Here is a 13486-nt window from a genome sequence, read left to right as displayed (position 1 = left end):
ATGCTTCCGGAAGGCAGGCAGGTTGCAAAACTCAAAGGTCCCTTTAAAGAACTGATAGAGTTCACCGGACAAATAATCGCCGGAGTTTCAGTCCTGGGATCAAATGGAGAGGGATACCTCCTCATAGAGAAGGGAATTCCTGCAATTGCCCAATATAATGAGAATGGAATGGAACTGAGAGGAAATGACGCAATAATTTTCCTTAGAGGACAGCCGTTTTTCGAATATTCGGTCTCCTCCTATGATGAATCAGAACTCAGGGAGGTAATTACCTATTCAATCCGAAAAAAATGGCTTGTCGATCATAAGTCCCTTCCGGCTGAAGAGGTAACAACACTTTCAGAAGAAGAGAAACTGGAGAGGATTCTGCGGCAACCCGGGGTAATTGCCGTTTCATCATTTTTTGAAGGGTTTCCCATCAATTCAAGGGGAGACGGTGATTTTGAACATGCTGCAGCCATCGCTGAAGATCTCCTTCGCGCAGGTGCAAAAATATCAGCTGACCTTGGAATTGGTCTGCTTGAACAGATAATTCTTGAAACACCACAGGGTAAATGCATTCTTGCACCGTTTGAGGATCTGTATCTGGTGGTGCTAACCTCAACAGATGCAAATCTTGGCCTGATCCGCCTCGCAATAAAAGGAGTGCAGAAACAGTGAAATAACCATGATGAGGGGGATGGTGAGAGAAGATGGATATTGAAAACGACATAAGAAATGTGGTTGAAAACGCCAAGTATGCCGGGGAGTATGATTCAGAAGACCTCATTAAAAAAATGAAAGCGTCCGGACGATCCGGACTTGGGGTATCCATTGGGGGAAAAGAGCAGTATTTATTAATTTTTGTCGATGGGGCTGTCGAAGGTGCAGCCATTCTGGGAACAGATGGGAATCTTTATGGTGACAAAGCAGTTTATTTGCTCGACAAATATTTAAAATTCAAAATGTATCTGAGTGAGAAATTAATTGCAGAATCGGTGGCTGCAGGGTGCAGAATATATGACAAGGGGCATATCCAGAGCAGCCATCTGGATACCATTCCGGAAATTGGTGAACAAAAAAAAGGGAGGGGTGTAATCAGACTCCGCCTGATATCAGAAGATAAACCACTTGCCGGTGCAAGAGTTTCCATGCGAAAAGGCAGGCAGCTTCTTCTGAGTGAAGTCACCGGGCCAGACGGAATAGTGACATTTAGACTCATCCATGGCATCTACGACTGCATTATTGTGGACAGGGCAGGCGTTGTTCACAAATACAGGATTGAGTTCAACGATGAACGGATTGATACCGTAATTGAGATTTGAGGTTGAAGAGATGAAAGAGAAAAAATCATTGTTTGGGGGATTGCGTCGTGGAGATAAACAAAAAGGAACCAGTGATGCTATATCCGGGGGGGAAAAGACAGATCCGGGATACCCTGCTGAAGATAAAAATATACAGATAATTACTGAAGCAGGAACTGTTTCTGATCCAGAAAAAAATACCGAAAAACCGGATGAAATACCCGAGAATAGTATCGTTTCAGACTATACACGGCCAAATGAAACTCTTGGAAATCTGCTGGCTGACATCCGGAAAATGGATGAAAAACCAGATAGATACGATAAAGATACAGCACCAGATACAGCACAGCAAGGTACTAAACTATCCGACAGCACTGGAACGGGAGAAAAAAGATTCACTCTCAAGGACATTATTGCCGGAATTCAGAGCAATAAACCAGAACAGAAAATCGCGCCGAACGAACTGAAATCAGAAGATGAGGGCTTTGCTGCCACATTAACAGAACATTATTCGATTCCTGAAGCCGGTGAAGATATATCTGATAATACAACCACCAATCAGGATACCAGGGCATTCACACCTGAGAGGGCAGAAGGAGAAATGATTCCGGAAGCCGGTGAAGAGAAATCCGATGATACAACAAGTACCGGGGATACGGGGATATTCACACCTCAGATGGAGAATGATACCGAAATACCAGAATTCCAGGTAGAAAATACCCCGGATGATTATTCAGGAGACGACAAGAACGAACCAGAATCTCCGTCACATCTGAATTCACTCATCCGTTCACTCCGGAATGAAACACCGGAAGATATTCCGGATGAAATACCGACTGTCATGGAGGAAGCAAAAAGTTCTCATCTTGATTCACTGATTGCTGACATTCAGGAGAATACCACTTTTTCAGTCGGAGAAGACTCTTCAGGAAAGCCTGACAGCGAATCTGAAAAGAAAATTGATGGAATAATCAGTGAATTGCTGAATAAGAAAGAGGAGTATCCTGAAGCAGATTATTTTGGTGGTGAACCGGATGAATCAAAAGCAGGTGAACTCAGCTCAATCATCCAGGAGATACAGAATTCAGAAACAGCCGGCACTGAGAGAAAACCCCAGCGGAGACCGGATGATATCATTAACGAACTGGTGAATGTGTATGATGAAGCAGAACCGGCACCTGGAATAAATCAGCCCCAAAATTCAACAACAAGAATTACACGGATAATTGAAGAGATTTCAAGTGAAGGAAATAAAAATATCCGCAAAGAACAACTTGAAATCAGACCGGAAACCAGAGACTCACATTCAGAACTGACAGGTAGGAGAAAAATACGGAGAGACGGAATAATTAGTGCAGAAGAGGCAGCAAACTTTTCAGATCAGATTCTCTCAGGTGGTGCTGAATTAGATCTCGAGGAATTCCACGTATCAGCCCGTGCTCACAATTTTGAGATGAGTAACCGAAAAGAAATCTTTGCTGCACTGGATGGTATTGCTGAGGGTGATCTGGAGAGACTCGATTTATCAAAGTTAAAACCGGTTGAATATGTTCCGGAAGAAGACACCGCCAGGGAACAAAAAAAGAAAAGATTTGGTCAGGGTATTTTTGGAAAAATTATGGGCAGGGTTGTGGAATATGACCCCGCCATCCATGGGTCCCTCGTCGATCTCTCACATGACAGTGGAGAGGGAATCGAAGAAATCGAATTATACCCGGTAAATGAACCATACGCCTATATACGCATCATTTTTGACCACAACACCCATGAGTATCTCTATACGGTGATTGAACCTGAACTCTCTGAAGGAGAAAATGTACTGCTGCAGGAACTGACACAGAGACTGTTTGAGACACTGGACATCAGCACCAAGGATCTCACAAAAGAGCGGGCTCGTGCTACCCTGACAGAGGCGGTTGACCTCATTATTTTTGATTACGGGATAAAACTTGACCCGGTATCACGGGAAAAAATCCTCTATCATATTCAAAAAAATTTCATTGGAGACGGGCGTATTGACGCCATTATGCATGACAAATATATTGAGGATATTTCCTGTGATGGAATAAATGCTCCCATATTTGTATTCCATTCAAATTATGAATCGATCCAGACAAACCTTACATATACACGCCCTGATGATCTGGATTCATTTGTAACCAAACTTGCCCAGCGTGCGGGAAAGTACATCTCAATTGCTGAACCGATGCTTGATGCAACGATGGCAGACGGGTCACGTATTCAGATGACACTGGGCCATGAAGTAACGGCCCATGGTTCAACATTCACCATCCGTAAATTTAAGGACGAACCGATCACACCAACAGATCTCATTGAATGGGGTACATATTCCCCACTTTCTATTGCATTTCTGTGGCTCGCTGTGGAAAACGGAAAATCCTGTATATTTGCAGGAGGGACCGCTTCCGGAAAGACTACATCCCTGAATGCAATATCACTGTTTATTCCGCCTCTGGCAAAGATTGTCACACTTGAAGATACCAGGGAACTCAAACTCCCCCACAAGAACTGGATCCCTTCCATTACCAGGGAATCGTTTGACAGCGGGGGTAAAGGCTCAATTGATATGTATGAACTGCTTCGTGCAGCACTCCGTCAGCGCCCCGAATACATCCTCGTTGGTGAAGTGCGTGGCAAAGAGGCACAGACCCTCTTCCAGGCCATGAGCACCGGTCACGTAACCTATGCAACGACACACGCAGATTCTGTTGCCAGTGTCGTTCACCGATTTGAAAACCCTCCCATGGATGTACCCCGGAATATGCTGAGTGCCCTTGATCTGGTGAGCGTTCAGGTACAGGCACGGTTTGGCGGTCAGAGGATTCGCCGAAATAAAACACTCATTGAAATCCTCGATATTGACCCCCGAACAAATGAACTGATCACCAATGAAGTGTTCAAATGGAATGCGGCCACGGATGAGATACGTTTCTCCGGAAAATCCTACATTCTGGAAGATATCATGGAAGGAAAAGGGTGGAGTGATACCCGTATGCGGGAAGAACTCAAACGGCGCCAGGAAATTCTGGAATGGATGCGTTTAAAAAAGATCCGTCACTTCCAGGAAGTCGGAAAGGTGCTGCTCTCCTATTACCGCAATCCGGAAACAGTGATGGAACTTGTCAGGAGTGATCTCTATGAATAGTTATCAAAGGGTCTGTTTCAACCTTCTCGGGGAGCGTCTGAAGGCAAAACGGGATGACTATCTCTTTTTGCGCAATGATATGATGCGGGCACGAATGACTGTACCGTTTGAAGCATATCTTGCAACGGCATACGTAACCTCTATCCTCGTGGGATTGGTATTTGGAATTTTGATTGGCTCTGTCACATATATATTCAATCTTCCTGATCTTATCGTATATTATGGGAATGTGCCTGACTTCATCGTTGCTCTGAATCCATTAAAAGTATTATTCGGTGCAGCAATCGTAATGATCATCAGCCTGATTGTATTTGGAGGAATTACCTACGCAGTATTTCTTATATATCCCGGAATAATGGCGGGGGAGAGAAAAAGAAATATCGATGCAACACTTCCCTATGCAATTAATTACATCACCGCAATGTCAACAGCAGGAATTACTCCGGCAGAAGTATTCCGTCTGCTGGGACAGAGCACAATATACGGGGAAAGTGCTGTTGAAGCACGATATATTGCACGAGAAATTGACATATTTGGAAAAGACCTGCTTGATGCCCTGAGAATTGCCGGCCAGTATACACCGAGCAGCAGAATGCGTGAATTCCTGCAGGGTGCTTCCGCAAGCATTTCAGCCGGAAGTAACCTGACGGAATATTTCCGTACAAAATCAGAACAATATACCAGGGAGAACCGTCTTGAGCAGAAAACATTCCTGGAAACACTGGGATTGATTTCAGAGTCATATGTGACAGCGCTCGTTGCAGGAACGCTCTTTCTCATAATCCTTCAGTCGATTATGTCGACAATCAGTGGTGAGACAGATCCCCTGTTTCTGTATGCTGTAATTTATGCGATAATTCCACTGGGCAGTATCATGTTCGTGATTCTCATCAGTTCAATGACCCCGGAGGTGTAGAATGAAAATATTTGATACGAAAAAAACGGAAAATCAACCGCTCGATGCACCATCGGAAATTCAGAGAGATGAAGAAATAATTGCACGGGTGGAAGAACGGCACCGGTCAGAGGAAGGGGTGGGCAAATTCATGCGTCATCCCATTCAGATGCTCACAGAAAAACCGGTCAATATTCTCATCCTCACAATACCGGTTGCAATAATTGTCTTTGTTATCGGACTGATCCTGCAGGTGAGTAGATATGGAGTGTTTCTTGCACTGGCAACAACAGGCGTTGATGATTATTTCCTTCTTGCAGTGCTGATTGCAACTGTTCCCCTGGCAGTACTGGATCTGAAATACTCAATGAGAATGAGAAATCTAAATATATCACTGCCAAACTTCTTCCGGGACGTCGCAGGAATGAATGAAAGCGGGATGACCCTCCCAAATGCGATTCACGTTGTTTCAGAAGGTGAATATGGCTCCCTGACCCAGTACGTCAAAAAACTTGATGCAGAGATGTCATGGAATATTCCCTTCGTCGATGCAATCTACCAGTTTGGGGAACGAATAGGTACACCACTTGCACAGAGAAGCGTTGATCTCATCGCAAAAGCAAGTCGTGCGGGCGGCGATGTGAGTGAAGTCCTGCGTGCTGCGGCAAATGACAGTTTTGAATTTGTCAATCTCGAAACAGAACGACGCAATAATATGCTCATCTATGTTATTATCGTGCTCGTATCCTACCTTGTCTTCCTCTTCGTGATCGCGGTGATGACGGGAACGTTCCTCGAGACAATGGCACAGGCTGGTGAGGCAGTGTCACAGTCAGGAAGTGGCAGCACAACATTTGGATCTACCATTGATATGGACTTTTACCGGCGGCTCTTCCTCCATGCATCGGTAATTCAGGGATTTTTCTCAGGTCTTGTCGCTGGACAGATGGGTGAAGGGCGTGCAGTTGCAGGGCTAAAGTACTCAGTTGTAATGGTTGTTATTGGATGGGTTGCATTCAGACTGTTTATCTGAAATACCCTGCAATGAAAAAAATACCTTACAATTTTAAAAAAAGATTAACTGATATTATCAAGCTTATATCCTTTATCAAGAAGGAGTTTCTTCACCCGTTCGCGATGATTCCCCTGAAGCTCAATTGAATTGCCTTTCACCGTACCGCCGCAGGCAAGTTTTCCCTTCAGATACTTTTGCAGTTCATCGAGATCAATGTCATAAGGATCAAGACCATCAATCACGGTAACCTCTTTGCCATATCGGCGGCGGTTTATCTTAACACTAATCTGCTGCTGTTCTTTAGCTACTTCTTCACAGATACAGAGCTCTTTGGGCAGTCCGCATTTTGGACATATACCTCCAGTCATTACCATGTACCTTCATGCTTTGCTTATATATTTGTTGGCATGAATCACTGAATCTCCGTTCATTAATTTTGCAATAAAATCAGACCTGACCACACACTGTAATTCAGATTTTCAGAAATAAATCAACATAAATTTACCTGCATGAGAGGAATGAGGTATTGTACATGTCCCTGATGATTCTTGGAACAGCTTCCCACGTTGGGAAAAGTATTACGACAACTGCAATATGCCGGATTCTTTCAAACGGTGGATACCGGGTTGCACCGTTCAAATCCCAGAATATGAGTCTGAACTCATATGTAACCGCATGTGGTGATGAGATTGGTATCGCTCAGGCAGTGCAGGCACTGGCATCACGCACAATGCCATCTGCAGAGATGAATCCGATACTCCTGAAACCAAAGGGGGATGGTGAATCCCAGATCGTGTTACTTGGGAAGCCATTTCGCGATGTCAGGATTGGAGAATACTATACGGAAACCAAATATCTTCTGAACATTGCACTTCAGGCATTCTGGAAACTCCAGGACACCTATGAAATGATAGTCATTGAAGGTGCAGGGGGTGCAGCTGAATGCAACCTGTATGACCGCGACATTGCGAATATCCTCCTTGCTCAAAACCTCGGCCTCCCCATTATTCTCGTTGCAGATATTGAGCGTGGGGGAGTCTTTGCACAGGTCCTGGGAACACTAATGCTTCTGCCAGATAATGTCCGCCAAAATGTAAAAGGGATTATTATCAACAAATTCTGCGGTGATTACCGTCTTTTTGAGGATGGTAAAAAATTTCTGGAGGAGCGTTCCGGGATTCCCGTGCTCGGAGTGATCCCTCATTTTGATATACCTCTGCCAAGTGAGGATTCTCTTTCAATCAAAGATAAAAGAGCACGAAAAACAGGAGTCAGAATTGCAGTCATTCATCTGCCAAAAATATCAAATTTCACGGACTTTGAGTTGCTGGAGCGGCATGCTGCTGTTGAATATATTCAGCCCGGAGCGTCTCTCTTATCATTTGACTGCATCATCATCCCGGGCACAAAAAACACCATCACCGATCTCCAGTATCTGTATGATTCGGGAGGTGCAGAACAGATCTATGCCGCGCATAACGCAGGTGTCCCTATCATAGGGATCTGCGGCGGATACCAGATGCTTGGTGGGAAGATCATGGATTCGGGCCATGAATCGGCTGAAGGGACATACCAAGCCCTTGGACTCCTGAATATCACGACAACATTCTCAGGATATGAAAAAACCACCGTTCAGGTTACCCGCATCCCCCTGAACCATTCCCCCATTCTCCGGAGAATGGGTTCTGTCAGCGGATATGAAATACACACAGGAGATACATCAGTCAGGCACAGCAGAAGAGCGTTTGAGGATGAAGGCGCAGTCTCTGATGACGGTCAGGTATTTGGAACATACATGCATGGTCTGTTCCTGAACAAAACCGCTGTAGATGCTCTTCTTTCATACCTATCTGAGAGGAAAGGGACAGAATACATTCCTGACAAAGCCGCGGACACCCTCTATGACGACACCAGGTATGATACCGTAGCACAGCAGTATGAGATGGCACTTGACGTACAGGCACTTATTGCCATCGCAAAAGAGGGGATTGCGGATATGAAAAGCAGACCGTCAACTGATGATATTCATAATGCTTGAAAAACCCTCACCCGCCATATCGTTGCAACATACAGCAGAAACACGGCTGAAGTCAACGTCTGTCGTTGTACGCGAAGCAAGGCAGAAAGCACGCGCCGGTGAAGGTACCCACCTGCCATTCTCCTTAAACTGTTTGGAGTGGACACAAAATCTGCACCGGATGATCTCCTCCTTTTTTCCCGGCAGGCACTGGATCATGCCACCAGTAGCATTTATTAAACGGTATTTTTTATTCGTCATACCAAACTGCCCGGTACCCTTTGTTTTCAAGAATGGATGAAGCATTCTCTTCCCAGTTCTCATCAGGAAGGACGGAAATGGTATTCCTCCACCATTCTGAAAACGCGTCATCATCTGAAATTACGGAGCATTTCCCTTTAACCCGTGCAACCGGCGTCCCCGCCGCATCGAAGATCCTCATTCTGCAGCACGTGAAATCTTTGCAGAACTGTGGAGCTGAATCAAATATGATACAGGGGTATCCCCCATTCTCTTCATGGAGAAAGGGACATCGCCCTTCTGTTACCGATCGTGCCTCAGCAAAATCAAAATCATCGCGGTATTTACGGGGAATCGTTGCATACACGGTTTCATTACTGATTCCATGCCTGACAACAATTTGATTCATCCCCATCTGACCGATAATCCGAACATATTTACCCATTCCAAAACAGCACCTGCCGCACATCGTGCAGGAAAAATGCTCATGCTCCATATCTGGTGAATGGGAAGAATCCTATGTTATTCTATCGGTTCTGTCACAATTGAATGCATCATACCGGCAGGGTTTAACCCAAAGTACGACAACATGTGTTACATGAAGGTATGCATCATGTGCGGCGGGGAGGGGACCCGTCTGCGGCCGCTGACCTTTGAACGGCCAAAGCCCTGCATCCCAATTGTCAATACTCCCTCGATTATTCATCTTGTTGATCATCTGGCGAATCTTGGGTTTACTGACATTGTTGTTACACTCGGTTACAAAGGCGATGATATTCAAAATACTCTCGGGGATGGCTCACTCTTCGGTGCTGAAATAACATATGTCCGTGATCCGGTCAAACTGGGTACTGCGGGGAGTGTAAAAAATGCTGAAGAATACCTTAATGATTCACCTTTTCTGGTGGTGGGCGGAGACCATATCACAAACATCGATCTCCTCCAGTTTTATCGGGAACACCTCCGTGGTGATGCAACGGTCTCTATTGGTCTCATCTCTATTGATGAACCATCAGAATACGGAATCGCAGAGATCGATGTGAATTATGAGATTAAGCGATTTACCGAGAAACCATCACCAGGTCAGATATTTTCCAATCTCGCGAGTACCGGAATGTATGTATGCAATCCGGAAATTTTTGATTACATCCCGGAAAACACCAAATTTGACTTTGCAAAAGACCTCTTCCCTGTCCTGATGGACCGACCGGAAACACATATTTCAGGCTGGCTTGCGCGCGGAAACTGGTCTGATGTCGGAAGCCCACGCTCCCTGCGTGAAGCAGAACACTGGAAACTGCAGGAGATGTCATACACCAACATATCGGGGGACATCACAATCAAGGGGGCAACGGTTCATGGCCCGGTTCATTTCGGTGGAGGTGTGGTTATTGGCGAGAGTGCAAAGATTATCGGTCCGGTATCCATCGGATCCGGTACTGTTATCGGAAACAGGGTTATTATCGGCCCTTATACCTCTCTTGGAAACGACTGTGTCATTCGTGAGGGAGTGAAAATATTCTCTTCATCAATTTACAACAATGTTCACATCGGAGCAGACACCACAATCAGCGGCAGTATTATTGATAATGAAGCGGCAATACGGGAAAAGTGCAATATTGAAAATGACACAGTAATCGGCCCCCGTTCAGTAATAAAACAGGGCAGCATTGTTCATTCAAAAACAAGGATTTGGCCGGAGGCAGTTATTCCGGAACATAATGTTGTTACCGAGGATTATCTGAATCCGGACTATGAAACCCACTGTTCAGGATCCTAACTGTGCCTTACCAGGCGATGCGTCACGGCAACAAGGGGATGCCGGGCATAATCAAGGATTTTGATATCATCGAGGGTTGAAAGTTTCATCTCGCGTGCAGTCCGTTCAAGGCCGAGTTCAATATCCTCATCAATCTCAATAATATAGGCATCAAGCTCCTTTATTCCAAGACGGTGGGCTGCAACAGCGCGGTGATGCCCGTCTACCAGCACAAGCCTTCCGGGCCGCCGGACGACAATCAGGGGTTCGGCGAGTCCTTTTTTTATTTCATACATTCTCCCTTCGAGTTCATCCTGATAAATTTTTGATTGAGTAGGGAGAAGACTCTTTATTTCGACACTTTCCCTTACCAGTGCAGGTTCAACATCATGCAGCTGTCGAAGTGTATCAATGAATTTAAACACCTTATCAGGTGAAACATGCTCAATCTGAGAACGGATGACATCAGCATTTGAAATAATGCCAATAAGATTGGCTTCATCGTCAACCACAGGGAGTTTCTGGATACCGGACCTGAATATCACACGGGCAGCATCATTGATATCCATATCAGGAGCTGCGACAATCAGGTGGCGGGACATGATCTTCTCAATCGGAGTATACGGATACACAAAGAGAAGATCGCGGGCAGAGACGTAACCAACCACTTTCCGATTCTCAATCACCGGAAATCCATCATGATGCGTATCACGAATTGCATTAATAACATCTTTAGCAGTCCCCTGTGCATCAATGGAGACAACATCATATGTCATATAGTCGCGGACCTTCTTTTTGTCCATTGTTCCCACTATTACATCGGACAATTCATAATGATTCGGAAGTGACGCAGACATACTGAAAAAAATTAATCGATTGGAATTACACTGCCGGATTCAGGAATTGCCTTCCTGAGGCGGACGTGCAATACTCCGTTGAGGAAAGATGCACTGGCCCCTTCATCAATGACTTCTGCCGGAAGGGCTACAATACGACGCATGTTTCCGGAAAGGCGCTCACGCGTATAATATTCATATACTTCAGGTTCGGTGCCACCTGAAACAGAAAGTTCCAGATTCAGCGGATTAATAAGCCGGATGACAACATCTTTTTTATCAACACCAGGGAGGTCTGCAACGACGATCACTTCATCCAGCTCTTCGCGTACATCAACCCTGAACTCCCTTTTTAATGCTGGTCTGACCATTGAAGGAAGCGATGCTCCGGCAGCTACCGTATTCTGTACACGCGTTTCCCATTCTGCCATCATCTCATCAAGTTCGTTCCAGAGAAGAGCAAACGGATATCTTCTTCTTCGCATCATAATACCTCTCCATTTGGTAACGGTCCTTTTTTAACCCCCGGACCAACAGATAGTGATACCGCCAGTATATGGGATAAATCTTTCCTGAAATGAACCCCGTGCCATCGCCAAAACAACCTACGCCAATATGCATGTTTAATACCGAAAAGAGTTGAAACAATATTAATGGCAAAAGAGAAGAGCGCAAAGAAAAACGATGAATGGACCAAAACCCTCACACGGGTATTTGTTGTCTTCATTCTGATATCATGTGTGCTCGGGTTTACCCTCACAATGGGTTTTTTCTCGATATTTAAAACAGCAAATGATGGATCAGGCATTGTGGTCAGTTACACCATCCGTGACGACACCGGCGTGCCTGTGCTTTCATCAGACCAGACCGTAATTGAGACAGAAGGTGTAGTTGCAGGTGTCTCGCAACCCCTGCAGATGGTCATCGGTGCAAATTACTCGGACTTTATTGTACCGATTGATGTGTATATGTACCCTGCCGGTGTAACGTCCTATGCTCTCTTTGAACCCGAGCTGACAACCATTGCTGATGGATCAAAAGGGATGCGCGAAGGAGATACCAAAACGGTTTCATTTCCATTCGGAGAGACAATGGTTCGGGAGATGACAGCTGAACAGTATACCCTCATTGGTGGAAATTATTCAGAAGCAGTAACCGGCATGTGGATCCCCCTTGGATTTGCACTTCAGCCTGAAGTTGTCCTCGACAATGAAACAGCACCTGAAACTGTTACCACCAGAATGGCAAAGATAGTTGGGAAGGATAACGACACGCTGACAGTTCAGTATGGATATGCCTCTGCAGATATCGCGGTCCTCCAGATCGTCTGAAACAAACAGTTTCAAATATTATTTTTCCCATTTTTACCAGTATGTCAGTAGAAATACTGTGTTTTCATCAGGACGGATGCCCTGGCTGTGACGAGCAGCGGGAGATCAATCTGCAGATTGAGGAGAAACTGGGAGTTACGGTTAAAGATATTGATGCAGTAAGAACAGAAGGGGCCATTCAGAAATATGCTCTGAGGGTCACACCCACCATTCTGATTCTTGTTAACGGAACAGAGAAAGAACGAATGGAGGGAATAACACCAGGCCCTATTCTTGAAGAAGCACTCAAAAAATATGTATGGTTATAAACGGGTGCCATACACCCGGCGGATTTTCCGGGCATATGCCTTCCATCCTTCTTTTCTCATCATCGACCCGTTTCGCAGTTTGATGTGACTTATGCGAACATTCATGCCATCGATATTCTCTATACCCCCAATCTGAAAGTCACGTTCACCATCACATCGAAGATAGCAGGGAATCGTGCGCATGCCGTCATGAACTGAGATTTTGACAACTACACTGTCAATGACACGTGTCCAGAGAGCAGTAATGTCTGTGGCCCGTGCACGGGACGGACGGCGCTGTCCCACCTCGATGCCACATACTTCAACGGTATAGACTTCCTCTCCAATTTCAGCGACAAAAAAGTCCCCAATAAAGCATTTATCCGATTCATTCAGCTCAATAGTTCCAACCTGTGAGCTGTCCTCATCACTGATAATTGCCCGGACAACAACCGGTTCAGGACAGGGAGGGCGCAGTACGCGATGTACATGGCTGCATACTTCACACTGGACCAGAAGGTCAGATGACTCCTTCAGGATACGGTGAGTTGTCTCTTCCCCACAGATGGGACAGTGTACTTCATACATCATTGGCTATGGTATTGACACTCTACGGAGATTAACCTGAGCCTGAAAGCAGGTAATAATTTGAATATA

Annotated in this window: 14 protein-coding genes; 9 read left to right on the top strand and 5 right to left on the bottom strand. The window is 45.3% G+C overall.

What is annotated here, in order from left to right; genetic code table 11:
* The 5 genes from L1S32_RS01155 (at position 1) to L1S32_RS01135 (ending at position 6377) form a co-directional block, all read left to right on the top strand.
* Entirely contained in the window at positions 1 to 660 is a 660-nt protein-coding gene (locus L1S32_RS01155; RefSeq protein ID WP_278155554.1) for a roadblock/LC7 domain-containing protein, read from the top strand.
* A 32-nt stretch (positions 661 to 692) separates the two neighbouring features.
* The gene (locus L1S32_RS01150) at positions 693 to 1304 is read left to right on the top strand and encodes a hypothetical protein (protein ID WP_278155553.1); all 612 of its coding nucleotides are present in this window, start codon (positions 693 to 695) and stop codon (positions 1302 to 1304) included.
* Positions 1305 to 1884: 580 nt separating this feature from the next.
* Positions 1885 to 4449, top strand: a complete 2565-nt coding sequence (locus L1S32_RS01145) for a type II/IV secretion system ATPase subunit (RefSeq protein ID WP_278155552.1) — start codon at positions 1885 to 1887, stop codon at positions 4447 to 4449.
* A complete protein-coding gene (locus tag L1S32_RS01140; protein ID WP_278155551.1) occupies positions 4442 to 5365 on the top strand; it encodes a type II secretion system F family protein in 924 nt (307 codons plus the stop codon). The genes L1S32_RS01145 and L1S32_RS01140 overlap by 8 nt, the downstream gene beginning before the upstream one ends.
* 1 nt (position 5366) lies before the next feature.
* A complete protein-coding gene (locus L1S32_RS01135; RefSeq protein WP_278155550.1) occupies positions 5367 to 6377 on the top strand; it encodes a type II secretion system F family protein in 1011 nt (336 codons plus the stop codon).
* Between the two features lie 44 nt (positions 6378 to 6421).
* Here the strand turns inward: L1S32_RS01135 and yciH are convergent, their stop codons facing one another.
* The gene (yciH, locus tag L1S32_RS01130) at positions 6422 to 6727 is read right to left on the bottom strand and encodes a stress response translation initiation inhibitor YciH (protein ID WP_278155549.1); all 306 of its coding nucleotides are present in this window, start codon (positions 6725 to 6727) and stop codon (positions 6422 to 6424) included.
* 164 nt (positions 6728 to 6891) lie between these two features.
* Here yciH and L1S32_RS01125 point away from each other — a divergent pair, with 164 nt between their 5' ends.
* Positions 6892 to 8397 carry a cobyric acid synthase gene (locus L1S32_RS01125; protein WP_278155548.1) on the top strand — a complete coding sequence of 502 codons (1506 nt, stop codon included), beginning with the start codon at positions 6892 to 6894 and terminating at the stop codon, positions 8395 to 8397.
* Between the two features lie 229 nt (positions 8398 to 8626).
* Here the strand turns inward: L1S32_RS01125 and L1S32_RS01120 are convergent, their stop codons facing one another.
* Positions 8627 to 9085 (bottom strand): YkgJ family cysteine cluster protein, encoded by a 459-nt coding sequence (locus tag L1S32_RS01120; RefSeq protein WP_278157105.1) that lies wholly within the window; start codon positions 9083 to 9085, stop codon positions 8627 to 8629.
* A 129-nt stretch (positions 9086 to 9214) separates the two neighbouring features.
* Here L1S32_RS01120 and L1S32_RS01115 point away from each other — a divergent pair, with 129 nt between their 5' ends.
* Positions 9215 to 10396: an NDP-sugar synthase gene (locus tag L1S32_RS01115; protein ID WP_278155547.1), complete on the top strand. Its 1182-nt coding sequence runs from the start codon at positions 9215 to 9217 to the stop codon at positions 10394 to 10396.
* On the opposite strand, the gene L1S32_RS01110 is transcribed toward L1S32_RS01115, so the two are convergent.
* Together L1S32_RS01110 and L1S32_RS01105 are read right to left on the bottom strand one after the other, a co-directional pair.
* On the bottom strand, positions 10393 to 11178 hold the full coding sequence (locus L1S32_RS01110; RefSeq protein WP_278155546.1) for a CBS domain-containing protein: 786 nt from the start codon (positions 11176 to 11178) through the stop codon (positions 10393 to 10395). The genes L1S32_RS01115 and L1S32_RS01110 overlap by 4 nt on opposite strands.
* Positions 11179 to 11243: 65 nt before the next feature.
* The gene (locus tag L1S32_RS01105; protein ID WP_278155545.1) at positions 11244 to 11699 is read right to left on the bottom strand and encodes an Hsp20/alpha crystallin family protein; all 456 of its coding nucleotides are present in this window, start codon (positions 11697 to 11699) and stop codon (positions 11244 to 11246) included.
* 165 nt (positions 11700 to 11864) lie between these two features.
* Between L1S32_RS01105 and L1S32_RS01100 the strand changes: the two genes are divergently transcribed.
* Both L1S32_RS01100 and L1S32_RS01095 read left to right on the top strand, forming a co-directional pair.
* Complete coding sequence (locus L1S32_RS01100) at positions 11865 to 12542, top strand: hypothetical protein (protein ID WP_278155544.1); 678 nt, start codon at positions 11865 to 11867, stop codon at positions 12540 to 12542.
* Between the two features lie 41 nt (positions 12543 to 12583).
* Positions 12584 to 12850, top strand: a complete 267-nt coding sequence (locus L1S32_RS01095; RefSeq protein ID WP_278155543.1) for a thioredoxin family protein — start codon at positions 12584 to 12586, stop codon at positions 12848 to 12850.
* Here the strand turns inward: L1S32_RS01095 and L1S32_RS01090 are convergent.
* The gene (locus L1S32_RS01090; RefSeq protein ID WP_278155542.1) at positions 12845 to 13420 is read right to left on the bottom strand and encodes an HVO_0476 family zinc finger protein; all 576 of its coding nucleotides are present in this window, start codon (positions 13418 to 13420) and stop codon (positions 12845 to 12847) included. The genes L1S32_RS01095 and L1S32_RS01090 overlap by 6 nt on opposite strands.
* Between the last annotated feature and the right edge of the window lie 66 nt (positions 13421 to 13486).

Origin of the sequence: Methanogenium sp. S4BF (genome assembly GCF_029633965.1) — an archaeon.
GTDB lineage: Archaea > Halobacteriota > Methanomicrobia > Methanomicrobiales > Methanomicrobiaceae > Methanogenium.
This window is presented reverse-complemented; position numbering and strand designations above follow the sequence as displayed.

Excerpts from the sequence above, each read along its gene's own strand:
- L1S32_RS01095 (WP_278155543.1), top strand. The coding sequence starts at position 12,584 with ATGTCAGTAGAAATACTGTGTTTTCATCAGGACGGATGCCCTGGCTGT.
- L1S32_RS01090 (WP_278155542.1), bottom strand. The coding sequence starts at position 13,420 with ATGATGTATGAAGTACACTGTCCCATCTGTGGGGAAGAGACAACTCAC.
- L1S32_RS01110 (WP_278155546.1), bottom strand. The coding sequence starts at position 11,178 with ATGGACAAAAAGAAGGTCCGCGACTATATGACATATGATGTTGTCTCC.
- L1S32_RS01150 (WP_278155553.1), top strand. The coding sequence starts at position 693 with ATGGATATTGAAAACGACATAAGAAATGTGGTTGAAAACGCCAAGTAT.
- L1S32_RS01135 (WP_278155550.1), top strand. The coding sequence starts at position 5,367 with ATGAAAATATTTGATACGAAAAAAACGGAAAATCAACCGCTCGATGCA.
- L1S32_RS01125 (WP_278155548.1), top strand. The coding sequence starts at position 6,892 with ATGTCCCTGATGATTCTTGGAACAGCTTCCCACGTTGGGAAAAGTATT.
- L1S32_RS01145 (WP_278155552.1), top strand. The coding sequence starts at position 1,885 with ATGATTCCGGAAGCCGGTGAAGAGAAATCCGATGATACAACAAGTACC.
- L1S32_RS01120 (WP_278157105.1), bottom strand. The coding sequence starts at position 9,085 with ATGTGCGGCAGGTGCTGTTTTGGAATGGGTAAATATGTTCGGATTATC.
- L1S32_RS01105 (WP_278155545.1), bottom strand. The coding sequence starts at position 11,699 with ATGATGCGAAGAAGAAGATATCCGTTTGCTCTTCTCTGGAACGAACTT.
- L1S32_RS01155 (WP_278155554.1), top strand. The coding sequence starts at position 1 with ATGCTTCCGGAAGGCAGGCAGGTTGCAAAACTCAAAGGTCCCTTTAAA.
- L1S32_RS01100 (WP_278155544.1), top strand. The coding sequence starts at position 11,865 with ATGGCAAAAGAGAAGAGCGCAAAGAAAAACGATGAATGGACCAAAACC.
- L1S32_RS01115 (WP_278155547.1), top strand. The coding sequence starts at position 9,215 with ATGAAGGTATGCATCATGTGCGGCGGGGAGGGGACCCGTCTGCGGCCG.
- yciH (WP_278155549.1), bottom strand. The coding sequence starts at position 6,727 with ATGACTGGAGGTATATGTCCAAAATGCGGACTGCCCAAAGAGCTCTGT.
- L1S32_RS01140 (WP_278155551.1), top strand. The coding sequence starts at position 4,442 with ATGAATAGTTATCAAAGGGTCTGTTTCAACCTTCTCGGGGAGCGTCTG.